This window comes from Pseudomonas sp. EZ-C24, from assembly GCF_014525325.1.
Lineage (GTDB): Bacteria > Pseudomonadota > Gammaproteobacteria > Pseudomonadales > Pseudomonadaceae > Aquipseudomonas > Aquipseudomonas shirazensis.
Genome location: NZ_JACDIU010000008.1, coordinates 225171 through 248709 on the forward strand (window position 1 = coordinate 225171; position 23539 = coordinate 248709).

Sequence of the window (23539 nt, forward strand, 5' to 3'; positions counted from 1 at the left end):
GGTGGCTTTCGGAATGAGCAGGAGTAAGCCATGGCAGAGACAATAGGGCCATTCAACCTGGGGCTCAGCGTCAACTTCAGCCCGCCGTTGGGGGCTGCGCTTGACGCGCTGCGCATCAGCATCGATCTGTTACGCAAGCAAATGAATACCACCCGGCTCGGTCTGATTCTCGGTGCATGGACTGGTGTCCGGCCTGTGCTTGAACCGGTGCATCTAATCGGCAATTCGACCGAGCCGGATCATTTGCAGGGGCCAGGCGCACAGCGTCTGATGCTAGCGCCTGTGAACGATCAGCTGGGTCGCCTGCATCAAAACTTGACCCGGCTGGACCAGGTGATATTTGGCCTGATCTGGGTCAAGCGGCAGGATCAGCCAGCGCAGTGGCGCGCGCCTTTGAAATATTCCCCTGAGAAGAGTGCCTCACCCGTGCCAGAGCAGCGCTCCGCTGCGGGGGCGGAGCTTCTGGTGACGCTCAAGGGAGAGGATGCTGAAAAAGCCGGGAGCCAGGCGGCGCCTGCGGCAGGCGCAAATAACAAGGCTGGGATGCTCGCAGCGCTTGCGGCAGGTGCCATCATCTCTGCCCGCACGGGCTATGAAGTGAGCCAACAAGCTTCTGCATTTGGACGATTGCGGGCGTTCAAGGCTGTAAGTGACGTTTTCGGCGCAGGCGTGGTTGGCGCTGCGCTCACTGGTGGCAAGGCATTGGTCGCAGGTGAGGATGGCAAGGAGAAGGTCGAGGGGGTTGCTGCGGCAGCGGGGGGATTAGGCGGGATGCTAACCGCAACAGCACTCGCAAACGCATTTTCCAAGAACAAGCGACTTCAACGCTATGCGCCGGTGATCGGCGGCTTCGTCGGCGACATCCTGGGTGGGCTGGCAGGCGGCAAGTTGCATGATTTTTTCCAGGACGAGCCAAAGCCGACCGCATCGAACGCGTTCTCAGTTGCGCAAGCAGGTGAAGCGGGATCCGCGCCAAGCTCTGCAGGTTCGGGGCAACCGGAGCAACAAACACGCGATAAGAGAATTGAATCGGATGCGCCGTCATCGACAGTTGAATTTATCGGTATAGGCCGGTCATTCAATCCAGCGGCAGCGACAGTTTTCCCTCTGACGCCAGTCAATGGCTGGTCCGCCGCTTCATTGGCCCCTTCATACATACAGGCTGGAGCGGCAAGCTTTTCCAGTGCTGAACCAGGTCTGTTGCGGACTGGCTCTGCCAAGGTCGGCTCCAGCTCACCCCTCCTCCAGCCACGCAAAGCCTGGAAAGGAGTTCCAGGCCTGACACTGCTGGACACCACCCTTCAACTCGCCGAAACCTACAGCAGCGATGCCACGACTAATCAGAAGATCGAAGGCTATGGCACCGCTCTGGGCGGCTTGAGCGGAGGCTTGGCCGGCGCCGCCGCAGGCGCTGCAATCGGCTCGGTGGTGCCGGTGATCGGGACTGCTATCGGCGGGCTGGTCGGCGGCGTTTTGGGGAGCATGGGTGGCGAGCAGATTGGCGGTTGGCTGGCCAGGCTGGTGACCTCAGAAGCGCCTCCAACTGAGCAGGCTGCGGCCCATCGCGAATCCGACCCGGCGACATCACTTGGAGACGCATCCCGATCGTTGGCCGAGTGTGCCAAGCAGCCAACGCTGTTGACCGATCCCGCACAGACCGCGCCAACAGCACCCACTCCCACTATCAATCAGCAAGTCACCTTCACCGCCAATATGCCGGTCACCTTCAACAACAGCCTCTATGACCCCAGCACGCTGCACCAGTTGGAGGCGATAGCCCGTGGTCAGCTGGAAGAGCTGATGCGTCAGGCCCGCGCAGTGCAGATGTTTGAAACACCCCACGTTTCAATTTGAGGACCACTCATGAACTATCAGGAACAGCTGCAGGCTGGCCTCCACGCGCTGGTCAAGGCGGGTGAAGCGGGGCGTCGGCGGGCCGACGCCATGCTCGAGCCGATGGATCAGGCCATCGACCATGTACAAGGCGCCGTCGCCAGCCTGGAGGGTCTGCCGGTAGTGGGGCCGGCAATCGGTGCGCGCCTGCAACGCAGCTTGCGCGCAATCACCTCGGCCCAGGCCAAGGTGGCCAAGGTCATCGACAAATACGATCAGACCCTCAGCGTGGTGCGCCAGGTGCGTGATCGCCTCGGCACCTTCGCCGAGCAAGTGGACAAAGCCGGGGCCGCGGTGCGTCGGGTGGTGGGGGGCGTGCGCGCGGCAGTTACCGGCGCACTCTCGACCCTGGGCTTCGCCCCCGACAGCACCCCGGCAGCGGAGGCGGTCAAGCCGTTTGCCCACCTGCTCGTGTTGCAACCGCTCAAGCCCGGCGCCGCGGCGTACTACTTCAACCTGGATACCGCCGCGTTCGACCAACTGCGGCGGCAGACTCGCTTTCGCTGGGCGGGCCAGGAGCGCCTAAGCCGCGCCAGCGCGCAACAGGCGGTGGGCCTCGGCGAGGAGACCATCAGTATCCGTGGGGCGATCTTCCCCACCTTCAAAGGCGGGCTCGGCCAGTTGCAGGCACTGCGCAGCATTGGTCGGCAATTGCTGCCGCTGTCGTTGATCAGCGGGTACGGCGAGGTGCTTGGCAACTGGTGCCTGACCAGCGTTGAAGAAGAGCAGAGCAGCCTGCTGGCCGGCGGAATCCCGCGTAAACAAACCTTCTCACTGGAGTTCATCAGCTATGGGCAAGACCTGCATGACGTCTGAGGGGGACCTGCTCGACAGCCTCTGCCAGCACTATTACGGCCACCTCAACGGCAGCGTCGAGGCAGTCCTGGCGGCCAACTACGGCTTGGCAGATGAGACCCAGCCGTTTGCCGGCGGGGTGCTGATCAGTTTGCCAGACCTCCCGCACGCCGCTGCCGGCACAACGGTCCAGTTGTGGGACTGACCCTGCTTCGGAGCCACCCCCATGCAACCACAGTTTCGTATCGTTGCCGACGGCAACGACATCACCACGCTGATCAACCAGCGCCTGCTACTGCTGCGCACCAGCGACAAGCCGGGCATGCAGTCAGATGATTTCGAACTGCGTATCGACGCCCGCGACGGCGCACTTGCATTACCTTCCCGAGGCGCCTCGATCGAGGTTCATCTCGGCTATGCCGGGCAACCGCTGACCCGGCTTGGACGCTTTACGGTCGATGAAGTCGAGCTGTCCGGTCCGCCTGACACCCTCGTCATCCGCGGCAAGGCCAGCGACCTTTGCGGCAGCGGCAAGACCACCCGCAGCGGCAGTTGGGAAGCGTTGCCGCTGCAACGGATCGTCAGTGAAATTGCTGCGCGTAACGGCTGGCAGGCGGTGTGCCCGCTGACCGTGCTGGTCGCGCGGGTCGACCAGTACGCGGAGTCTGATCTGGCTTTCATCACGCGTCTGGCGCGGCTCTACGATTGCACCGCCAAACTCGCCAACGGCCAGTTGTTGGTGCTGCCTCGCCAGGCTGGCAAGAGCGCCAGCGGCAAGCCGCTTGGCGTGGTCACGCTTGACCGCAGCATGGTCAGTAAATGGCAGTTCCGGCTGGATGACCAGCAGACCCACAAGGCCGTACGTACCCGTCACCAGGACCCTGCCAGCGGCGCGCTGCAGGTGGTCGAGGTGGCTAACAGCGCGGTGTCGCCGGACGACCAGCCGGTGCATACCGACCGCCACGTCTACCCCAATCGCGCCGCTGCCGAACAGGCCGCCAGGGCGCGGCTGGCCAGTTTCAACCGTGGCACCGCCAGCCTGCGCCTGGAGATGGCCGGACGAACCGATCTGTTTGCCGAGCGCAGCATCGAAACCAGCGGCTTCTGCGCCGGGCTGGACGGGCTGTACCTGATCGATTCGGTTGAACAGCTGTTCACCAACAGCGGTTGGCAGACCACGGTGCACTGCAATGGAGGCCGCGAGGGCAAATCCAACAATAAGGGCGTCGCGCCGCGGCGAGGCACGGCTATCAAGGTCTGAGCAACGTGTGCGCGGCTCATCGTTGCGGCTCAAGCCCAAGACCTCGTCCTGGGCTTTTTTTGTTAAACAAGGAGGTGCAGCATGCTTACCGAAGGCCAACTCAGCCAGATATTTCCCCTCGCCGGCCAGCGGGTCGGCACCTTTCTCGCAGCGCTCAACGAAGCTTTGCCTCGTTGGCAAATCGATCATCCGAGGCGCATCGCGGCGTTTCTCGCACAGATCGGCCATGAATCCGGCCAACTGCGCTATGTGAAGGAGCTGGGCGGCGATCGCTACCTCTCCCGTTACGACACCGGCAGCCTTGCGCGGCGTCTGGGTAATACGCCGCAGGCTGACGGTGATGGCCAGCTGTACTGCGGTCGCGGCCTGATTCAGATCACCGGCCGCAACAGTTATCAGGCCTGTAGTCGGGCCCTGTTTGGCGACGAGCGCTTGCTGGCGCAGCCGCAGTTGCTCGAACAACCGCGCTGGGCCTGCGAGTCGGCGGCCTGGTTCTGGCATTCACGCGGGCTCAACGCGCTGGCGGATCGCGGCGAGTTCAACCGCATCACCCGTCTTATCAATGGCGGCCTGAATGGCCTGGACGATCGCCTGGCGCTGTGGGCTCGAGCACGCGAGGTGCTCTGTTGAGCCGCAGCTGGCTGGGGCTCTGCCTGCTGCTCATGCTTGCATCCGCTTTGCTGGCCTGGCAGGTCCAGGGGTGGCGTTACGGTCGGCAGTTGGCCGACCAGGCTACCCGCCACGCCCAACAGATGCGTCAGCAGGCTGATGCACTGGCCGATCAGCTGCTCGCCGAGCGCGCCCGACAGCAAGACCTGCAGCAGCGTCTACAGGTCAGCGAATCGCGATATTTTCAGGAGCTTTCCGATGCCCAACAAATTCAGGCTCGCCTGCGTGATCGGCTTGCCACTGCTGATCTGCGGTTGTCGGTCCTGGTCGAGCGCGACAGCGCTTGCGCCACTGTGCCCGCCGCCGGCGCCCCCGGCAGCGTGGATCATGGCGCCGTACGCGCCCGACTTGAGCCAGCGCATGCTCGACGAATTATCGCCATCACCGATTTCGGCGACCGCGGATTGATCACATTGCGTGCCTGCCAGGACTACGTCCGCGAACTCACACGCTGACCCCTTGTCTGACCCTCTCAGGGTGATAGGGTAGGGCGCATTCCCGTCAGGAGCCGACCATGGACCCGATCACCGTTCTTTCAAGCAGTCTGGGCGAGCACCTGCAGCAGCTCAATGCGCAGGTCACCACCGCCGAATCTTGCACCGGTGGCGGCATCGCCGAGGCCATCACGCGGGTTGCCGGCAGTTCGGCGTGGTTCGAGGCCGGCTACGTGACCTATTCCAACAGCCAGAAGACTCGCCAGTTGGGCGTGCCAGCGCAGTTGTTCGAGCAGGTGGGCGCGGTTAGCCGCGAGGTTGTCGAAGCCATGGTGCGGGGCGCGCAAGCCGCCAGTGGCGCGCGCTTTGCCGTGGCCGTCAGCGGTGTGGCCGGGCCAGGCGGCGGTTCAGCAGAGAAACCGGTCGGCACCGTCTGGCTGGCCTGGGCTGATGGCGACCGCGTCAGCAGTGTGCGCAAGCACTTTGCCGGCGACCGTGAAGCGGTGCGCCGACAAACGGTGATCGCCGCGCTAGACGGCTTGTTACAGCTTGGCACCGAGTAAATTGCCAACAGGGGTTTGCTCAGGCGCCTTGCTGTGGAATAATACTGGCTACTTATACAGTTATTCGGGCCGTCAGGGCCAGTCGATCACGTGAGGATTTCAATGGACGACAACAAGAAGCGCGCCTTGGCTGCGGCCCTGGGTCAAATCGAACGTCAATTCGGTAAAGGCGCGGTCATGCGCATGGGCGATCAGGATCGCCAGGGCATGCCTGCTATTTCCACCGGCTCGCTGGGCCTGGACATCGCGCTGGGCATTGGCGGTCTGCCGAAGGGCCGTATCGTCGAAATCTACGGCCCAGAGTCTTCGGGTAAAACCACGCTGACCCTGTCGGTCATCGCTGAAGCGCAAAAAGCCGGCGCCACCTGCGCCTTCGTCGATGCCGAGCACGCGCTGGATCCAGAGTACGCCGGCAAGCTGGGTGTCAACGTCGAAGACCTGCTGGTCTCGCAGCCGGACACCGGCGAGCAAGCGCTGGAAATCACCGACATGCTGGTGCGTTCCAACGCAGTAGACGTGATCATCATCGACTCCGTGGCAGCGCTGGTACCCAAGGCTGAAATCGAAGGCGAAATGGGCGACATGCACGTGGGTCTGCAGGCACGTCTGATGTCTCAGGCGCTGCGCAAGATCACCGGCAACATCAAGAACGCCAACTGCCTGGTCATCTTCATCAACCAGATCCGGATGAAGATCGGCGTGATGTTCGGCAGCCCGGAAACCACCACCGGTGGTAACGCGCTGAAGTTCTACGCTTCGGTACGTCTGGACATTCGCCGTACCGGCGCGGTCAAGGAAGGCGACGAGGTGGTCGGCAGCGAAACCCGCGTCAAGATCGTCAAGAACAAGGTTTCGCCGCCGTTCCGTCAGGCCGAATTCCAGATTCTGTACGGCAAGGGTATCTACCGTAACGGCGAGATCATCGACCTGGGCGTTGCCCACGGCATGATCGAGAAATCCGGTGCCTGGTACGCTTACCAGGGCAACAAGATCGGTCAGGGCAAGGCCAACGCCGCCAAGTACCTGCAAGACAACCCGGCCGTTGGTGCAGACCTCGAGAAGCAGATCCGCGACAAGCTGCTCAACCTGGGTGCTGTTGCTGCAGCCGGCAAAGCAGCCGCTGCTGCCGAGCCAGCGGGTGCCGACGCCGACGCAGAAGCTTGACCCATGCCCGCCGTACTCGACACCCCGGTTGCGGTTCGGCGGACAGCCATGGACCTGCTCGCGCGCCGCGAGCATGGTCGCGTGGAGCTGACGCGCAAGTTGCGTCAGCGCGGTGCTACAGATGACCTGATCGAGCCTGCGCTCGATCGGCTCACCGAAGACGGCTTACTCAGTGAAGCCCGTTATCTCGAGAGTTTCATTGCCTATCGTTCCAACGCCGGTTATGGCCCTGCACGTATTCGTGAAGAGCTGACCCAGCGTGGCCTCAACCGTGCTGATGTCGAGCAGGCCCTGCGTGACAGCGGGGTGAACTGGGCTTCACGGTTGCAGGATGTCTGGCAGCGCAAGTTTGCCGGGCAGCTCCCTCGTGATCCGCGCACTCGCGCACAGCAAACCCGCTTTCTGGTCTACCGTGGCTTTGCCATGGACTTGGTCGGCCGCCTGTTGAACGGCCGAGACCTGGACGACTACTGAATCTCCCTGATCAACTGGCTTTCAGCGCTTGGCGGGCTCGTTGAGTGGTTTGTATCGGCTCTGGCCTGGCCCAGTTTTCGCTAAGGTTGATAAAGTCGATCAGCTCCCGCAAGCGTCCCTGGTCACGCCCGGTGAAGGCGAAGGTGAGCCGGGTCAGATGATCAAAGCTATCCACTTCGTGTTCTGCGCTGGCATCGGCTTGCTGCTGGAATGTGCCGCTCAGGCGTAGATCGGCAAATGCCTCCTGGGCGTCGAACAGCGCGGCCTCGCTGAGCGGGTGATGCATGCGAATGACGAATTGATTCTTCAGCCAGCGGCTGGAGTGGTAGTTGTTGTAGAACTGGGTGATCTCTTCCACCGCCTCGTCAGCGCTGTGCACCAGCCGCACCAACTTCAGGTCACGGGGCAGAATGTAGTGGTTCTCTTCAAGTTGCCGGCTGATAAACGCCAGGCAATCTCGCCAGAACGTCCCTCCGGGAGAGTCCAGCAGCACCACCGGCACCAATGGGCTTTTGCCGGTCTGGATCAGGGTCAGGACCTCCAGTGCCTCATCTAGCGTGCCGAAGCCGCCGGGGCAGAGCACCAAGCCGTCCGCTTCCTTGACGAAGAACAGCTTGCGGATGAAGAAGAAGTGGAACGGCAGCAGTTTGTCGGTGCCATCGACGGTGGCATTGGCGTGTTGCTCGAAGGGCAGGCTGATATTGAATCCCAGGCTGTTCTCGGTGCCGGCACCCTCGTGTGCCGCAGCCATGATGCCGCCGCCGGCACCGGTGATCACCATCAGCTCATTGCGCGTCAGGCAGGCACCCAGCTCGCGGGCGAGGGCGTACATCGGGTGCTCCAGCGGCGTGCGCGCGGAGCCGAATACGGTGACTTTGCGCCGACCACGGTAGCGCTCGAGGGTGCGGAAGGCGTGGTCGAGTTCGCGCAGGGCCTGCAGGGTGATCTTGGCGTTCCAGCGGTTGCTGTCGTCCTGTGCCATGCGCAGCACGGTCAGCATCATGTCGCGGTAGAGCGGCAGGTTGGTGCTGTTGGGAGCCACCTGTTGTAGCTGTAGGTCGATGTTGCTCAGATCGATGCCGCTGTTCTTGAAGTGGGTCAACAGAAGCTCGTTGGCTTGGTAGGGCATACAACTCCTCCTTGTGCAGCAGGACCTTCAGTGCCGGTTTCTACCAGGCGGCGCATGGGCCGGGCTTGGCAAAAAGGCACAAGGGCTGAATAACAATTTAGACGTTGTGGCGTGATTGTGCTGGAGCAGTCCGCTGGTCGGGACGCGAGCCACTGCCAGTGCGATGCTGTTCACTTGAAGTGCGGGGCAGTCACTTGCAACCAGCAGCACAGCGCCAGGCGCGGGAGGTGGCCAGATGCATCGTTTGGTTATCGAAGTCGACCAACAGCTATACCGGCTGCTGGAAAACGCTGCGCGCGCGCATCACTGGAGTCTGGAAGTCGAGTGCCGGCGCCGGTTGGGCGGCGCAGAAGGGCACTCGAGGTATCTGCAGGCGTTGCTGGCAGAGTTGCGCGCCGAAGACGAGCAGCGGCGCGCCAAGTGAGGCCGTCAGCGGCAGACGATCACTTCTTCTTGTTGCCGGCCGTGCAGCTGGCAGCATCAAAGGCCTGGTCCATGACCGGGCTGTTGCTCTTGTACACCGTGAAGCGGTAAACCAGCACCGCGCCTTTGGACAGCAACTGACGGTAGCCATTGTTGCGGCAAACGCTGTCGCCCAGTTGGCTGCGCACCTGCTGCGGGTTGCTCTGCATGCGCTCGGCATGCTCCTGGCGTACGCTCAGGTGGTTGATCAGCGCTTTACCTTCAACGGTGTAACCCTGATCGAGGATGTCTTCGTTGATAGCGCGAGGGGTGCCGACGCTGCTTTCCTTGGCGACCTTCTGCAACAACTGAGTCAACTCATACTCTTGCTTGGACGCAGCCTGGGCTGCGATGGGCAACATGAGCAGCAGGCTCAAGGTCGGGACGATAACACGCAGCATGGATCTCTCCTGATTCAATGACTGGCGCTTTGACCGGCACCTGCGGCTGGCGTTCCGTTGGCGCCGAGTGCTTGATTATAAGGCGCGCAGGCGCTGCACGGCAAAACAGCGCTGCTCTGATAGACTGGCGCCTTCGATTTGTGCCGAGTTGTTGAAGTGATCATCGTTAATCTGTCCTGCGGTGTGGCCTCGTGAGCCATGCGGTGGCGCGGCTGCGCGCCGAGCGCCTGGCCCGTAGCGTCAAACCCTTTGTAGCGCGTGGTTCGCGCGCGGTGCGCTGCGCCCACTGTCGGGTCATTGCCAGTCACTGCCTGTGTGCGCTGAAGCCTACCGTCACGGCTGAAGCGGGCGTGTGCCTGCTGATGCATGACACCGAGCCATTGAAACCGACCAATACCGGTTGGTTGATCGCTGATTTGATCGAAGACACCTCGGCCTTTGGCTGGCAGCGCACGGCGGTCGATCCCGCCTTGTTGGCGCTGCTGGAACAGCCGCAGTGGCAACCGTACATCGTCTTCCCCGGCGAGTTCGTCGCCGAGCAGCGGGTGGTCAATGAGGTCAGCCTGCCGCCCGGCAAGCGTCCGCTGTTCATCCTGCTCGACGCGACCTGGACCGAAGCGCGCAAGATGTTCCGTAAAAGCCCGTATCTGGACCGCTTCCCGGTGCTCAGCCTGGAAGCCGAACAGATGTCGCGCTACCGGCTGCGCCGCTCCAAGCGCGATGATCACTTCTGCACTGCCGAAGTGGCGGCGATGTGCCTGGAACTGGCTGGTGACGTGCGTGCGGCGCAAGCACTGGATGCCTATCTGGACGTGTTCAGCTTGCATTACCTGAGCGCCAAGCGGCATCTGCCGCTGGACCTGCAGGATGAACCGCATCAGCGCTTGCATACCTTTCTATAGTCCAAGGGGCAGCCGGCCGGGTTTGCTTCATAATGACGAGCACCGTGCCTCGGCACAGAACAGGATCGATTGATCGATGGCCACTTACGAAATCCTCATCGCTGATGACCACCCGCTGTTTCGCAGCGCCTTGCGCCAGGCGGTCACGCTGGGCCTGGGCCCGGACGTGCGGCTGGTCGAGGTGGCGAGCATCGCCGAGCTGGAAACCCACCTCGGCGACAAGTCCGACTGGGATCTGGTCCTGCTCGACCTGAACATGCCAGGCGCTTATGGCTTCTCCGGCCTGGTTCTGCTGCGCGGGCAGTATCCGCAGATTCCGGTAGTGATGGTCTCGGCCCAGGAAGAAGCGGCGGTGGTGGTCAAGTCGCGCGAGTTTGGCGCCAGTGGCTTCATTCCCAAGTCGAGCACCCTCGAGCAGATCCAGGACGCCGTGCAAAAAGTTCTCGATGGTGAGGTGTGGTGGCCGCCACAGGCATTCGAGAAAGTCGATGTTTCAGCCGAAGCCAAAGCCGCCAGTGAAGGCCTGGCAAGCCTCACGCCGCAGCAGTTCAGGGTGCTTACCATGGTTTGCGAAGGTTTGCTGAACAAGCAGATTGCCTACGAGCTGAGCGTCTCCGAGGCGACCATCAAGGCCCACGTCACGGCGATCTTCCGCAAGCTCGGCGTGCGTACCCGGACCCAGGCCGCGCTGCTGCTGCAACAGCTTGAATCAGTTGCCAGCAACTAAAACCTGCGGCTTCACGCTTTTTTGACCCGGCTCCGGCTAGCCTTCTGGCCTTTTTCTCGTGAAGTGACGCCCATGTCGCCATTCAAAGGCCAGACCGGCCTTAAACGTATCTTCAACGCCGCCGGCTATTCGCTGGATGGGCTGCGCGCAGCATTCAAAGGCGAAGCGGCATTTCGCCAACTGGTGCTGCTCAATGTGGTGCTGGTGCCAACTGCCTTCTGGCTGCCGGTCAGCCGCGCCGAGCGGGCCATCATGATTGCCGTGTGCATGCTCGGGCTGATCGTCGAGCTGTTCAATTCGGCGATCGAAGCGGCCATCGACCGCATCTCGCTGGACCGCCACCCGCTGTCGAAAAACGCCAAGGACATGGGTAGCGCTGCCCAGTTCGTGTCGCTGCTGATGGTGGCGCTGGTCTGGGGCGTGATCCTGCTCTAGGCAATCGGCGGCAGGACGATCTCGTCGCTGCGACGCACACCGGCGGTGAAGTTGCGGCACAGTTCAAGAAACTCGCGCATGGCTGAGGTCTGGTACTTCTGTTTGTGCCAGATGAAGTAGAACTGCCGCGACAGATCCAGCTCCGGTGTTTCCACGGCGACCAGGCTGCCACGGCGAAATGCATCGCGCAGTGCCAGCCGCGAGATGCAGCCAATGCCCAGCCCCGACTCGACTGCGCGCTTGATCGCTTCGGTGTGTTCAAGCTCAAGGCGGATGTTCAGGTTGGCGCGGTGGTGGCGCATTTCCTGATCGAACGTCAGCCGCGTGCCCGAGCCCTGCTCGCGCAGGATCCACGCCTCCTGGGACAGTGTGGCAATGTCTGCCCGGCCAGCCTTGGCCAGTGGATGCTGCGGTGCGCAGAACACCACCAGCTCGTCCTCGACCCACGGCTGCACCTCAAGGTCGGGGTGGTTGCAGTCACCTTCGATCAGACCCAGATCAATTTCGTAGTGGGCAACCTGTTGCACAATGTGCGCAGTGTTCTGTACATGCAGTTTGACCTGGCTCTCCGGATGCATCTGCATGAAGCTGCCGATCAGCAAGGTTGCCAGGTAATTGCCGATGGTCAGGGTTGCCCCCACCGACAGTGAGCCGAAACCGGACTTGCCGTTGAGCAGGTCTTCGATTTCCTTGGCCTGGTCGAGCAGGGCCACTGCCTGGGGCAGCAATTGGTGACCCAGTGCATTGAGGCTCAGGCGTTTGCCGGCGCGGTCGAACAACTGGCAGCTGGACTGGCGCTCCAGTTCGGTCACCGAAGTACTGGCCGCCGATTGCGATAAAGCCAGTACGCCGGCGGCTTTGGACACGCTCTGGTGCTGGGCTACCGCGACAAAAACCTGCAGTTGACGAAGTGTAAAACGCATATCTATATAACCGATAAGACATATCTTGATAATCAACTTAACAGATATCGTCGCTGCCCCTAAACTATTGCGTAACTGTGCGCTTGGTCCGCGCTGCGTCTTTCTTCAGGAGCCACCTTAGATGAGCAACATGAACCACGAACGTGTCCTCAGTGTCCACCACTGGAATGACACCCTGTTCAGCTTCAAGTGCACCCGCGATCCGGGCCTGCGCTTCGAGAACGGTCAGTTCGTGATGATCGGTCTGCAGCAAGAAACCGGCCGTCCGCTCATGCGCGCCTATTCGATTGCTTCGCCGAACTGGGAAGAGCATCTGGAGTTCTTCAGCATCAAGGTGCCGGATGGCCCGCTCACCTCGCAGCTGCAGCACCTCAAGGAAGGCGATGAGATCATCATCAGCAAAAAGCCTACCGGCACCCTGGTACTGGATGACCTGAACCCGGGCAAGCACCTGTACCTGCTCAGCACCGGCACTGGTCTGGCGCCGTTCATGAGCGTCATTCAGGACCCGGAAACCTACGAGCGCTTTGAAAAAGTGATCCTGGTTCACGGTGTGCGCTACGTGAATGAAGTCGCCTACCGCGAGTTCATCACCGAGCACCTGCCGCAGAACGAGTTCTTCGGTGAGGCGGTACGTGACAAGCTGATCTACTACCCAACCGTTACCCGCGAGCCGTTTGAAAACGAAGGCCGCCTGACCGACCTGATGCGCAGCGGCAAGCTGTTCAGCGACATCGGTCTGCCGCCGATCAACCCGCAGGACGACCGTGCGATGATCTGCGGTAGCCCAAGCATGCTCGATGAAACCAGCGAAGTGCTCGACAGCTTCGGTCTGAAGGTGTCGGCGCGGATGCGCGAGCCGGGTGACTACCTGATCGAGCGCGCTTTCGTCGAGAAGTAAGGCGAGCGCGACAAAAAACGCAGACCGAGGTCTGCGTTTTTTTATGCCTGAGATTTGCCCGGTGGCCGCCTGCGGTCAGCTGTCGAGGGTGACTTCCAGCACCTGGATCCGGTCCAGTTGCGGGTAGTGCCAGCGTACCTGTACATCCCAGAACTTGACCCCGTAGACGCGCTCCGGTGGCGGTACCTGGTAGGCCGGACGCGGGTCCTGGGCCAGACACTGCTCAATCAGCTCAACCAGCGGCTCACCCAGGCGCAGCGCGTGCTCACGGGCTTGCAGCAAGGCCGCGTCAGCCCAGGCCACGCTGATCGGTGCAGGCGCCGCGCTGGCCATCAGGTTGATCGCATCGCTGACGCAATCTGCGTAGGGCACGTACGGCTTGATATCCAGCACTGGCGTGCCGTCGAGCAGGTCGATCCCGGACAGCAACAAGCGCCCAGGCTCTACCCCTTCCAGGCGCACCACTGACTGGCCGATACCGTTGGGCCGATGCGTGGCGCGGGTGGCGAACACGCCCATGCTCTTGTTGCCGCCCAAGCGGGGAGGGCGGACCTTGAGCCGTGGCTTGTCTTCCAGCGCCTGGTGAAACAGAAACAGCAGCCAGACATGGCTGACCTGCTCCAGGCCTGCCACCGCATCACCCTGATCGAACGGCGGCAACAGCTCGAGCACGCCCCGCGCCGCCAATGCGAGCTGAGGCTGGCGGGGGATGGCGAACTTCTCCTTGAAGCAGGAGCGGACAATGCCAACCGGCGCCACGCTATGCTGCATGCTCACTCAGCCGTGCACGCGCTGGGTCAGGCCCTTGAGGAAATTGCGCAGCAGTTGGTCGCCGCACGGGCGGTAATTGTCATGGCCAGCCTTGCGGAACAGGGCGCTCAGCTCTGGCTTGGTCACCGGGAAGTCGACCGACTTCAGAATCGCGTGCATGTCGTCTTCTTTAAGCTCGAAGGCGACCCGTAGTTTTTTCAGGACGGCGTTGTTGGTCACCGGTACTTCGATCGGCTGCGGTGGGCGCGACTCGTCGCGGCCGCGGCGATGGATCACCAGGCCATCGAGGAAGTGCGCCATGACTGCGTCCGGGCAACGCACATAGCCTTCCTCTTCTTCTTTCTTCATGTAGCTTGCGACTTCGTCGGCGGACACGGTAAGGCCGGACAGGCCGACGATCTCGATGATCTTGGCGTCATTGACCTTGAGCATGTAGCGCATGCTGCGCAGGACGTCATTGTGGTTCATTGTTGCAAATCCTGTTCAAAGCCGCGCCGAGCTGGCGCGGCGGTATTCCTTAGAAACGTTCGGTTGCTGCTACGTAGCGCCATTGGCCCAGCGGCAGCTTGCCCATCGACACACCGCCGACGCGGATGCGGCGCATGCTGACGATCTCCAGCTTCAGGCTGGCGCACAGGTCGCTGATATCGCCGCGCTGCGGGTTCTTCACAACCATGCGCAGGTGGGTTTCGTTCTGCCAGCTGGCCTTGGCCTTGGGCAGTTCGCGATCATTGCGCGACACGCCACGGGCAAGCCGCTCAAAGGCTTGCGGGGTGGCTTCACCGCGCACCTCGATGATGAATTCCTGCTCGAGCTTGCGCAGGTCGCGCTCGATCTTGCCGCTGACCTTCCAGTCCTGGGTGAACAACTGCAAGCCGCTGACGCCGCGCTCCAGCGGCGCCATGCAGGTCAGGCGGGTGAAGTGGCTGTGCAACGGGCGCACATCCTGGCTGTGGGCTTCGCTGAGGGTAGCCATGACCATGCTCGCGCGGGCGCTTTCCGGGTCCATCCCGGCGGGTTGATTGAGCAGCAAGGTCACCAGTGCCGGCGCCTCGGCGCGGGCCCCTGGCAGCAGGGCGACCTGCTGGCCCTCGACCTTGAACTGGGGCTGCTCGACGACCACGCCATCCACCGTCACCCAGCCGCCTTCGATGTACTGCTCGGCCTCGCGGCGGGAGCAGCCGAGTTGCTCGATGAGGCGTTTGGACAGGCGTACGGGTTCAGACATGGAGACGATTCGCTAAAGGCAGATTAAGACCTGCCATTGTACCTGCCCGCGCGTTGTTGAGGGCCGGGAATCTGCTGCTTTAACGGTGTTTGTCAGCACCGTGGTCGCCACTGCGGTCGCGCAGACGAAGGTGCAGCAAGGGATACGGCTGACCGAGGCCGTCCTGCTCCGAGCGTCCGATAATTGCAAAGCCCTCGTGCAGGTAAAAGCCCAGCGCCTGCGGGTTTTGCTCGTTGACGTCCAGATGGTCGGCGTTCAGTTCGCTGATGGCGTGGCGCAGCAGGCGCTTGCCGACACCTTTACCGCGGTGCTCGGGGCCGACGAAGAGCATGGCGACCTGACCATTGGCGACCCCGGCGAAGCCGAGAATGCGCTGACGCACGTCCATGCAGCAGATCAGCATGACCGCATCGAGGTACTTGGCCAGGATGTGATCGCGCAGCAGCAGGATGTAGGCATCCGGGAGAAAGTCGTGGGTGGCGCGGACCGAAGCTTCCCAGACGCGGATCAGTTCCGGGTAGTCGCTGGCGCGAGGGGTTTGCAGGGTGAACAGGGCTGGCATCGCGGCAGTCTCTGGTGCTGATTGCAGAACCATAGATGCTTAGTGCAGGCTTTGCTGGTTGGGGCCGCAATACGGCCCCAAGCAATCGTCAGACCGGCTCGGCCCACATGTCGTATTCGTCGGCATCCACGATCCGGCAACGGACCTTGTCGCCCGGCTTGAAGCCATGGTCGCCATCGATGAACACGCTACCGTCGATCTCTGGGGCATCGAAGAAGCTGCGGCCAACCGAGCCTTGTTCTTCGACTTCGTCGATCAGCACTTCGATCTCACGACCGATGCGCAGTTGCAGACGGGCGGCGCTGATGGCTTGCTGATGGGCCATGAAACGGTCCCAGCGGTCCTGTTTGATGTCGTCCGGCACTTCATCCAGGCCCAGATCGTTGGCCGGCGCGCCTTCGACCGGCGAGTACTGGAAGCAGCCGACGCGGTCGAGCTGGGCTTCGGTCAGCCAGTCGAGCAGGTACTGGAAGTCTTCTTCGGTCTCGCCCGGGAAGCCGACAATGAACGTTGAGCGGATCACCAGCTCAGGGCACTGCTCGCGCCAGTTCTTGATCCGCGCCAGGGTGCGGTCTTCGAACGCCGGGCGCTTCATCGACTTGAGCACTTTAGGGCTGGCGTGCTGGAACGGGATGTCCAGGTACGGCAGGAGCTTGCCAGCGGCCATCAGCGGAATCACGTCGTCGACGTTCGGGTATGGATACACGTAGTGCAGACGCACCCAGACGCCCAGGCTGCTCAGCGCTTCGCACAGCTCGAGCATGCGGGTCTTGACCGGGCGGCCGTTCCAGAAATCGATCTTGTACTTGACGTCGACGCCGTAGGCGCTGGTGTCCTGGGAGATCACCAGCAGCTCCTTGACCCCGGCCTTGACCAGGCGCTCGGCCTCGCTCAGCACGTCACCTACCGGGCGGCTGACCAGCTTGCCGCGCATCGACGGGATGATGCAGAAGCTGCAGCTGTGGTTACAGCCTTCGGAGATCTTCAGGTAAGCGTAATGACGCGGGGTCAGCTTGACGCCTTGCGGTGGCACCAGGTCGATCAGCGGATTGTGGTCCTGGCGCGGCGGCACCACTTCGTGCACGGCGTTGACCACCTGCTCGTACTGCTGCGGACCGGTAACCGACAGCACGCTTGGGTGCACGTCACGAATGTTGCCCTCGGCGACGCCCATGCAGCCGGTGACGATGACCTTGCCATTGGCTTTGATCGCTTCGCCGATCACTTCCAGCGACTCGGCCTTGGCGCTGTCGATGAAGCCGCAGGTGTTGACCACCACGACGTCGGCGTCCTCGTAGGTCGGCACGACTTCATAGCCTTCCATGCGCAGCTGGGTGAGGATGCGTTCAGAGTCGACCAGAGCCTTGGGGCAGCCGAGCGAAACGAATCCTACCTTGGGCACGGTAGAAGCAGGGGTGGTGGACATAGCTAACCTCGGTATTGAATGCGGCTGCAGCGCCGGTGGCGCAGCAATCGTGACGGGCGCTAGCGGCGCCTCTGATCAAAAAGTGCGCAATTCTAGCGAGCACAAGGTCGCTTGACCAGCAGAAATACGACGAACGCTGCGCTATGCTTCGCGCCATTGCAGCGAGGTCCATGTTGGACCTGGCTGCGGGTTCGAATTCTATTGGTCCGATGTGGCCGTCTGCGGGAGTGGTCGATGGTTCAGGCAAGCAGTCACGCCCAATCGGGGCAAGGGGTCGCGCGCCCGATTGGCCTGCTGGTGGCAGCTGTTGGGGTGGTCTATGGCGATATCGGCACCAGCCCGCTTTATACGCTCAAGGAAGTGTTTTCCGGCGGCTACGGGGTGCCGGTCAACCATGATGGTGTGCTCGGCATCCTGTCGTTGATCTTCTGGTCGCTGATCTGGGTGGTGTCATTCAAGTATGTGACGTTCATTCTGCGTGCCGACAACCAGGGCGAGGGCGGCATCATGGCCCTCACCGCGTTGGCCACGCGGGCTTCAGCGCCTTATCCGAAACTGCGCATCGTCATGATCGGCTGCGGCCTGGTCGGTGCCTCGTTGTTCTATGGCGACAGCCTGATTACCCCGGCGGTATCGGTGTTGTCGGCGGTCGAGGGCATGGGGCTGGCGTTCGATGGCATTGACCACTGGGTGGTACCGATTGCCGTGGTGGTGCTGGTGGCGCTGTTTCTGGTGCAAAAGCACGGTACGGCCAAGATCGGCATCCTGTTCGGGCCGGTGATGGTGCTCTGGTTCGCGGTGCTGGCGCTGCTCGGCCTGCATGGCATCGTGCAGAGCCCGGAGGTGATCAAGGCGCTGAACCCGGCCTGGGCGGTCAACTTCTTCGTGGTGCATCCGGGCATGGGTGTGGCCATTCTCGGCGCGGTGGTGCTGGCGTTGACTGGCGCCGAGGCGCTGTATGCCGACATGGGCCACTTTGGCCGCAAACCGATTGCCCGCGCCTGGTTCATCCTGGTGCTGCCGGCCCTGGTGCTGAACTACTTCGGGCAGGGCGCATTGCTGCTGCAAGACCCGGAAGCGGCGCGCAATCCGTTCTACCTGCTGGCTCCGAGCTGGGCGCTGTTGCCGTTGGTCGGCTTGTCCACCCTGGCCACGGTGATCGCTTCCCAAGCCGTGATTTCTGGAGCCTTCTCGTTGACGCGCCAGGCGATTCAGCTTGGTTACATCCCGCGCATGCAGATCCAGCACACCTCCAGCGACGAGCAGGGGCAGATCTACATTGGTGCGGTGAACTGGGCGCTGATGATCGGCGTTGTGCTGCTGGTGATCGGCTTTGAATCATCCGGCGCGTTGGCTGCGGCCTACGGCGTAGCGGTGACCGGTACCATGCTGATGACCACACTGCTGGTGGCGACGGTGATGCTGCTGTTGTGGAAATGGCCGCCACTTCTGGCAGTGCCGATCCTGATCGGCTTCCTGTTGGTCGATGGGCTGTTCTTTGCCGCCAACCTGCCCAAGGTAGTGCAGGGCGGCGCCTTCCCGGTATTGGCAGCGATTGCCTTGCTGTTGTTGATGACGACCTGGAAGCGCGGCAAGCAGATCCTCGTGGAGCGCATTGACGAAGCCGCGCTGCCGCTGCCGATCTTCATCAGCAGCATCCGCGTGCAGCCGCCGCATCGGGTCGAGGGCACTGCGGTGTTTTTGACCGCGCGGCCAGACGCCGTGCCTCATGCGCTGTTGCACAACATGCTGCATAACCAGGTTCTGCATCGTCAGGTGGTGTTGTTGACGGTAGTCAGCGAAGACCGGCCGCGGGTGCCGGAGCAAGAGCGCTTCGAGGTCGAAGCCTATGGCGATGGGTTCTTCCGGGTGCTCCTGCACTTTGGCTTCATGGACGAGCCGGACGTGCCGCAGGCACTACGCTTGTGCCATCTGGACGAGCTCGACTTTAGCCCGATGCGCACGACTTACTTCCTGAGTCGCGAGACGGTTATCGCCTCACGTCTGGAAGGCATGGCGCGCTGGCGCGGGGCGTTGTTCGCATTCTTGCTGAAGAACGCCAACGGCAACCTGCGCTTCTTCAACCTGCCGTTGAACCGGGTGATCGAACTGGGCACTCAGGTCGAGATCTGAAGTAACCGGGGCCGCAATGCGGCCCCGATTACTACTCAGTTCTGTTCAGCTACGTTGGTTTTGCCCTGGCGCGTCTCGATCTCGCCGATCAGGCGCTTGGCCAGTGCCGGGTAGTTCTCATCGAAGTGGTGGCCACCCGGCAGTTTCAGGCGCTCGCCAACTGCAGTGTGCTCGGTGCAGCCGCTCTCGTCGGCCTCTTCGACACCATAGATGCATACAACCTTGGCCGCAGGCATACGGGCCATTTCCGGGCCGGTCGGTGCTTCCTGGCCTTCCTTGCCAAGCCAGCCTTCGACTTCGATCTCGAAACTGCCGCTGCGGGCAAACGCCAGCAGGATCACCGCATCCACGCGCTGCTGATCTTCTTCTGGCAGGCGGTTGTAGATCGCCGGCAGTACGTCGGCGCCGAACGAATAGCCGGTCAGGACAAAGCGCTTGGTGCCCCACTTTTGCCGGTAGTGCTGCATCAGTTCGGACAAGTCGATGGCGCTCTGTTCCGGGGTCTTGTGCTGCCAGTAATAGCGCAGCGTGTCGATGCCGACCACCGGATAGCCGAGTTTGGCCATTTCGCCTGCTACATCGCGGTCAAGGTCGCGCCAGCCACCATCTCCGGAAAGGAACAGGGTCACGGTATCAGTGGTTTGCCCGGCAGGCACTTCCACCACCGGGATGCTCAGCGCGTTGCCGTCGTGGCCGACCAGAACCTGGGTCAGCTGACCCTTGAGCACCTGCGGCAGATGGATGTCGTAGTCGCTGATGCTGGTTTCGGCGTTGCTTTGATCACGGACGAAGGCGGCGCTGGCGTCATCCGGGTTGTCGTTCCAGGCGACATTCCAGTGGCCATGGGCAGCGCTTTTCGGTAGTGCCGGGCAGCCGGGTTGCTCAAGCTTGAAGTCGACCGAGATGGCGCGGGCCTTGTCATCGGTCTGGCTGGACAGCCAGCGCCAGGCTTGCGCTGCGCCAGGGCCGATGCCGGCAACCACGGTCGGTGCGCCGCCCAGATGGCTGATGGCCTGATCCAGCGCCTGTTGCTGCTTGGCGCAATCGACAGGTGGCAGGGTCACCTGCACCAGCTGCGCTTCGCCGGCCTGGCTCAGGTCGAGCAGTTGCTTGTCGCTGAGCGCCTGATCTTCAGGCACGCCAATCGCCACGCGGGTTTTGGCGGTGACTGCAGGTGTGGCTAGAACCAGGCTGCTGCCATCGGTCAGGGTCAGGTGCTCGACCTGAGCCTCCGGCGCCGGCCGGGTCCACAACCAGAACCACACGGCGGCACCCGCCAGGGCAAGCAACAAAGCGATCAACAGGTAGTGCCAATAGCGTCGAATCATCAGCGTTTCACCAATCCAGTCAGGCCGCCAGCGATCAGGGCGGCAGTGTCAGCCAATGCCACCAGCGGGTCCAGCCCGGCTGGCACGGCCATGTAACGAGGTTCCCAGTCTGGCTGGAACTTGTCCTTGAAACGGCGCAGACCCTGGAAGTTGTACAGCTGCTCGCCGCGCTGGAACACCAGCGAACCCAGGCGCTGGGTCAGCGGTGCGCCACGTCGCGGCTGCAGGCCGGAGAGCGGGACCATGCCCAGGCTGAAACGCCCGTAGCCATGGTTTTTGTAGTGCAGGATCAAGCCGATCATCATGAACTCCATGGTCAGCTTCGGCGCTTCAGGGTGCGCGCGCATCAAGTCGAGGCTGGCCAGCTCCAGGCTGTGTGTCTCGAGCAGGTTGGCGAACGCCACCGGGCGACCTTGGAAGCGGATCAGGGCGATGCGGAAGTGCTGTAGGTATTCCGGGCTGAAACGGCCCAGCGAAAAGCCTTTCTCGCGCACGTTCTTGCCGCTGAGCCAGGCGTCCGAGATTTCCTTGAGCTCGTCCATGGGTGCTTGGCCAGGTTCGTGTACTTCCAGGCTCAGGCCGTCGCGGCCACCGCGGTTCCAGGTGTAGCGCAGGTCTTTCATCTCCTTGCCTTTGGCTTCCAGATCGAAGCGGCGCAGATCAACCCGCGCTTCTTCGCCAAGCTTGAGCGCGGTCAGGCCGATGTCCATGTAGAAAGGCAGGTTCTCGGCGCGTACCTGGTAGAACACCGGGCGGGCATGGTGCACGTCGCACAGGTCACGGAACTGCCAGATCATCTCGGCGCGCTCCTGGGCAGGGCCAATCGGGTCGTATAGTGCGACCAGGCTACGGCCACGGCGGGCATACATGATGAAGGCGTTGTCGTTGGGGTGGAACAGCAGCGCCTTGTCGGCGGTCAGGGCCAGGCCGCCGTCTGGTTGATCGGACGCCAGCAGGATCTGCCGGGCCCTTTCCAGCTCATCGGCGGTCGGCAGATGGATCACCGGCCGCGCCGTGCGCAACAACCAGGTCAGGGCGACGAACACCAGCAGCACCGCGCTGCCCATGGCTGCGCGCAGGCCGCGTGGGGCGTCGGCATCGAGGGTGAACTGCCACCACAGCTGATGGCTATAGGGCACGTCCTGATAGGCGAACAGCAGCAGCCAGACCGATGCGCCGATAACGCAAGCACTGGCGACCAGATACACCGGCGAAAACGGCAGCTCGAGCAGGCGGCTCGGCCGGTAGAACGAGCGTCGGAACACCGCCAGCAGGACTGCGGTGAACGTCAGCACGCAGGCTTCTTCCCAGTCGAAGCCTTTCAGCAGCGACAGCAGCGCGCCCACCAACAGCAACACCGTGGTCAGCAACCAGGCAGCGGACAGACGTCGGCGCAGGCCCTGGGCCAGCAGCAGGCAAAGCACGCCGATCAGGCTGGCGCCGAAGTGCGAGGCGTCGATCAGCCGGTGCGGTACCAGAAAGCCCATGTGTTCGAGGCGCGTGTCGATCTCCGGTGTGGCGCCGGAAAACAGCAGCACCACGCCGGACAGAAACACCAGAATCGCCAGCACTGGTGCAGCCAGCCCGGAAGCGGCCTTCAGTGCCTGCTGGGCGAACAGCAAGCGGCGGGCTTCGTTGGCCAGCAGCAGAACGCAGGCCAGCAGCAGCGGCAACACCACGTAGATCAAACGGTACAGCAACAACGCTGCTGCCAGTGGCGCCGCGCCAAGCTGATCGGCAAAAGCGGCCAGCAGGATCGCTTCAAACACACCGACGCCACCCGGCACATGGCTGAGCACGCCCGCTGCCAGTGCCAGCAGGTACACCAGCACAAACGCGCCAAACGGCGGCGCCTCAGGCAGCAGCAGATACAAAACTGTGGCGGCAGCCGCAACATCAAGTGCGGTGATCAGCAGTTGCAGGCCGGTCAGGCGCGCGCCGGGCAGGCGCAGCGTGCGCCGACCGAGCTTGACCAGCAGGCTGTCAGCCAGCGGCTGCTCGGCCAACCGGCGCCGATAGAGGCCGGCGACCAGCAGTGCACTCAGCATCAGTACCGCAATGGCGATGGCCGCCAATACACCGGCCGGCATGCGTAAGGCGATTGCTGCCGCAGGCAAGTTGCTCAGCGTTGCCAGTGCTGCCAAGGGGGGCAGGGCGCAGCCCAGCGACAAGCTGGCGAATACCGTCATCCGCGCCACTTCACCGGCACCCAGACCATGGCGGGCATACAGCCGATAACGCACCGAGCCACCCGACAGTATCGACAGGCCAATTGCATTGCCAATGGCGAACGCACTGAAACCACCCAGCACCAGGGTTGCGGCTGGCAGCTTAACGGCGGCGTAGCGGCTGGCAGACCATTCATAACCAAGCAGGATCACGAAGCCGACCACGGTCGCTAGCAGTGCACCGAGCATGGCCTGCTTCGGCACGCTGAGAATGGCGTCGTGCAGCGCATAGATATCCAGCTCACTGAGCAGGTGACGGCAGGCAATCAAGGCCATGCCGAACAACAGCAGGGTCAGTACCAGAACGATCGGTTGCCGATACCGGCTCAGTCGCTCGAGCCAGGGCAGGCGTTGGGCAGCCACCGGCAGCGCCGCGGTGAGTGGCGTCTGGGGATCAGGGGTATGGGCGGTCATGAGTTACCTCGGGCCGACAGCGCGAGGTGAGAGAAAGGTGCGGCCAAGTGGAAGTCCCTTAGGAAAACGTATCCGGATATTACTCCTGCCGGAGGCGCTTGCAGCGGTCCGACGGGGTTAAAGATAGTTCATCCATTAGGGCTGGCCAGGGTGTGGCAAAAGGCGAGGGCAGGCTGATCGGGGATTTTCAGAACCCCAGAAACAACAAACCCCGCACTGTTTAAAACAGTGCGGGGTTTGTTCTGACGATTTGGTTGCGGGAGCCGGATTTGAACCGACGACCTTCGGGTTATGAGCCCGACGAGCTACCAGACTG

Annotated in this window: 25 protein-coding genes; 15 read left to right on the forward strand and 10 right to left on the reverse strand. The window is 62.4% G+C overall.

What is annotated here, in order from left to right; genetic code table 11:
• Positions 1-30 precede the first annotated feature (30 nt).
• The 9 genes from IDM28_RS05835 to recX all read left to right on the forward strand — a co-directional run bounded on the left by IDM28_RS05835 (position 31) and on the right by recX (position 7253).
• A complete protein-coding gene (locus IDM28_RS05835; RefSeq protein WP_188035540.1) occupies positions 31-1854 on the forward strand; it encodes a hypothetical protein in 1824 nt (607 codons plus the stop codon).
• 9 nt (positions 1855-1863) lie between these two features.
• Positions 1864-2709 carry a phage tail protein gene (locus IDM28_RS05840; protein WP_101317334.1) on the forward strand — a complete coding sequence of 282 codons (846 nt, stop codon included), beginning with the start codon at positions 1864-1866 and terminating at the stop codon, positions 2707-2709.
• On the forward strand, positions 2684-2893 hold the full coding sequence (locus tag IDM28_RS05845; RefSeq protein ID WP_101317336.1) for a tail protein X: 210 nt from the start codon (positions 2684-2686) through the stop codon (positions 2891-2893). The genes IDM28_RS05840 and IDM28_RS05845 overlap by 26 nt, the downstream gene beginning before the upstream one ends.
• 21 nt (positions 2894-2914) lie before the next feature.
• Positions 2915-3949, forward strand: a complete 1035-nt coding sequence (locus IDM28_RS05850) for a phage late control D family protein (RefSeq protein WP_188035541.1) — start codon at positions 2915-2917, stop codon at positions 3947-3949.
• Positions 3950-4030: 81 nt separating this feature from the next.
• On the forward strand, positions 4031-4579 hold the full coding sequence (locus tag IDM28_RS05855) for a glycoside hydrolase family 19 protein (RefSeq protein WP_101317340.1): 549 nt from the start codon (positions 4031-4033) through the stop codon (positions 4577-4579).
• Entirely contained in the window at positions 4576-5073 is a 498-nt protein-coding gene (locus IDM28_RS05860; protein WP_262499999.1) for a lysis protein, read from the forward strand. Before IDM28_RS05855 ends, IDM28_RS05860 begins: the two co-directional genes overlap by 4 nt.
• A 59-nt stretch (positions 5074-5132) precedes the next feature.
• Positions 5133-5615, forward strand: a complete 483-nt coding sequence (locus tag IDM28_RS05865; RefSeq protein ID WP_101317344.1) for a CinA family protein — start codon at positions 5133-5135, stop codon at positions 5613-5615.
• 102 nt (positions 5616-5717) lie between these two features.
• A complete protein-coding gene (gene recA, locus IDM28_RS05870) occupies positions 5718-6779 on the forward strand; it encodes a recombinase RecA (RefSeq protein WP_101317346.1) in 1062 nt (353 codons plus the stop codon).
• 3 nt (positions 6780-6782) lie between these two features.
• Positions 6783-7253 carry a recombination regulator RecX gene (recX, locus tag IDM28_RS05875; RefSeq protein WP_188035542.1) on the forward strand — a complete coding sequence of 157 codons (471 nt, stop codon included), beginning with the start codon at positions 6783-6785 and terminating at the stop codon, positions 7251-7253.
• A gap of 10 nt (positions 7254-7263) precedes the next feature.
• On the opposite strand, the gene IDM28_RS05880 is transcribed toward recX, so the two are convergent.
• The gene (locus IDM28_RS05880) at positions 7264-8382 is read right to left on the reverse strand and encodes an LOG family protein (RefSeq protein ID WP_188035543.1); all 1119 of its coding nucleotides are present in this window, start codon (positions 8380-8382) and stop codon (positions 7264-7266) included.
• Between the two features lie 235 nt (positions 8383-8617).
• Here IDM28_RS05880 and IDM28_RS05885 point away from each other — a divergent pair, with 235 nt between their 5' ends.
• On the forward strand, positions 8618-8806 hold the full coding sequence (locus tag IDM28_RS05885) for a hypothetical protein (RefSeq protein WP_101317353.1): 189 nt from the start codon (positions 8618-8620) through the stop codon (positions 8804-8806).
• 19 nt (positions 8807-8825) lie between these two features.
• Here IDM28_RS05885 and IDM28_RS05890 read toward each other — a convergent pair whose 3' ends face one another.
• Positions 8826-9245 (reverse strand): quorum-sensing-regulated virulence factor family protein, encoded by a 420-nt coding sequence (locus tag IDM28_RS05890; RefSeq protein ID WP_101317355.1) that lies wholly within the window; start codon positions 9243-9245, stop codon positions 8826-8828.
• 191 nt (positions 9246-9436) lie between these two features.
• Here IDM28_RS05890 and IDM28_RS05895 point away from each other — a divergent pair, with 191 nt between their 5' ends.
• The 3 genes from IDM28_RS05895 to IDM28_RS05905 all read left to right on the forward strand — a co-directional run bounded on the left by IDM28_RS05895 (position 9437) and on the right by IDM28_RS05905 (position 11309).
• A complete protein-coding gene (locus IDM28_RS05895) occupies positions 9437-10147 on the forward strand; it encodes a tRNA-uridine aminocarboxypropyltransferase (protein ID WP_150570870.1) in 711 nt (236 codons plus the stop codon).
• A 76-nt stretch (positions 10148-10223) separates the two neighbouring features.
• Positions 10224-10874 (forward strand): response regulator transcription factor ErdR, encoded by a 651-nt coding sequence (erdR, locus tag IDM28_RS05900; protein ID WP_101317359.1) that lies wholly within the window; start codon positions 10224-10226, stop codon positions 10872-10874.
• Between the two features lie 72 nt (positions 10875-10946).
• On the forward strand, positions 10947-11309 hold the full coding sequence (locus IDM28_RS05905; protein WP_101317361.1) for a diacylglycerol kinase: 363 nt from the start codon (positions 10947-10949) through the stop codon (positions 11307-11309).
• On the opposite strand, the gene finR is transcribed toward IDM28_RS05905, so the two are convergent.
• Positions 11306-12232, reverse strand: coding sequence for a LysR family transcriptional regulator FinR (finR, locus tag IDM28_RS05910; RefSeq protein ID WP_101317363.1), 927 nt, complete (start codon positions 12230-12232; stop codon positions 11306-11308). The two genes, IDM28_RS05905 and finR, sit on opposite strands and share 4 nt — an antisense overlap.
• Positions 12233-12353: 121 nt before the next feature.
• Here finR and fpr point away from each other — a divergent pair, with 121 nt between their 5' ends.
• Positions 12354-13133, forward strand: coding sequence for a ferredoxin-NADP reductase (gene fpr, locus IDM28_RS05915; protein ID WP_101317365.1), 780 nt, complete (start codon positions 12354-12356; stop codon positions 13131-13133).
• A 75-nt stretch (positions 13134-13208) separates the two neighbouring features.
• Here the strand turns inward: fpr and tsaA are convergent, their stop codons facing one another.
• The 5 genes from tsaA to rimO all read right to left on the reverse strand — a co-directional run bounded on the left by tsaA (position 13209) and on the right by rimO (position 17120).
• Complete coding sequence (tsaA, locus tag IDM28_RS05920) at positions 13209-13904, reverse strand: tRNA (N6-threonylcarbamoyladenosine(37)-N6)-methyltransferase TrmO (RefSeq protein WP_188035544.1); 696 nt, start codon at positions 13902-13904, stop codon at positions 13209-13211.
• A 6-nt stretch (positions 13905-13910) separates the two neighbouring features.
• Entirely contained in the window at positions 13911-14372 is a 462-nt protein-coding gene (locus IDM28_RS05925; protein WP_101317369.1) for a DUF1456 family protein, read from the reverse strand.
• Between the two features lie 49 nt (positions 14373-14421).
• Positions 14422-15132 carry an rRNA pseudouridine synthase gene (locus IDM28_RS05930; RefSeq protein ID WP_101317371.1) on the reverse strand — a complete coding sequence of 237 codons (711 nt, stop codon included), beginning with the start codon at positions 15130-15132 and terminating at the stop codon, positions 14422-14424.
• 79 nt (positions 15133-15211) lie between these two features.
• Positions 15212-15694, reverse strand: a complete 483-nt coding sequence (locus tag IDM28_RS05935; RefSeq protein WP_188035545.1) for a GNAT family N-acetyltransferase — start codon at positions 15692-15694, stop codon at positions 15212-15214.
• Positions 15695-15782: 88 nt separating this feature from the next.
• Entirely contained in the window at positions 15783-17120 is a 1338-nt protein-coding gene (rimO, locus tag IDM28_RS05940) for a 30S ribosomal protein S12 methylthiotransferase RimO (RefSeq protein ID WP_188035546.1), read from the reverse strand.
• Between the two features lie 234 nt (positions 17121-17354).
• Here rimO and IDM28_RS05945 point away from each other — a divergent pair, with 234 nt between their 5' ends.
• Positions 17355-19253, forward strand: coding sequence for a potassium transporter Kup (locus IDM28_RS05945; protein WP_188035547.1), 1899 nt, complete (start codon positions 17355-17357; stop codon positions 19251-19253).
• Between the two features lie 35 nt (positions 19254-19288).
• Here IDM28_RS05945 and IDM28_RS05950 read toward each other — a convergent pair whose 3' ends face one another.
• Positions 19289-20581 carry a virulence factor family protein gene (locus tag IDM28_RS05950; protein WP_188035548.1) on the reverse strand — a complete coding sequence of 431 codons (1293 nt, stop codon included), beginning with the start codon at positions 20579-20581 and terminating at the stop codon, positions 19289-19291.
• Positions 20581-23223, reverse strand: coding sequence for a bifunctional lysylphosphatidylglycerol flippase/synthetase MprF (gene mprF / locus IDM28_RS05955; RefSeq protein WP_188035549.1), 2643 nt, complete (start codon positions 23221-23223; stop codon positions 20581-20583). The genes IDM28_RS05950 and mprF overlap by 1 nt, the downstream gene beginning before the upstream one ends.
• Positions 23224-23539: the final 316 nt, after the last annotated feature.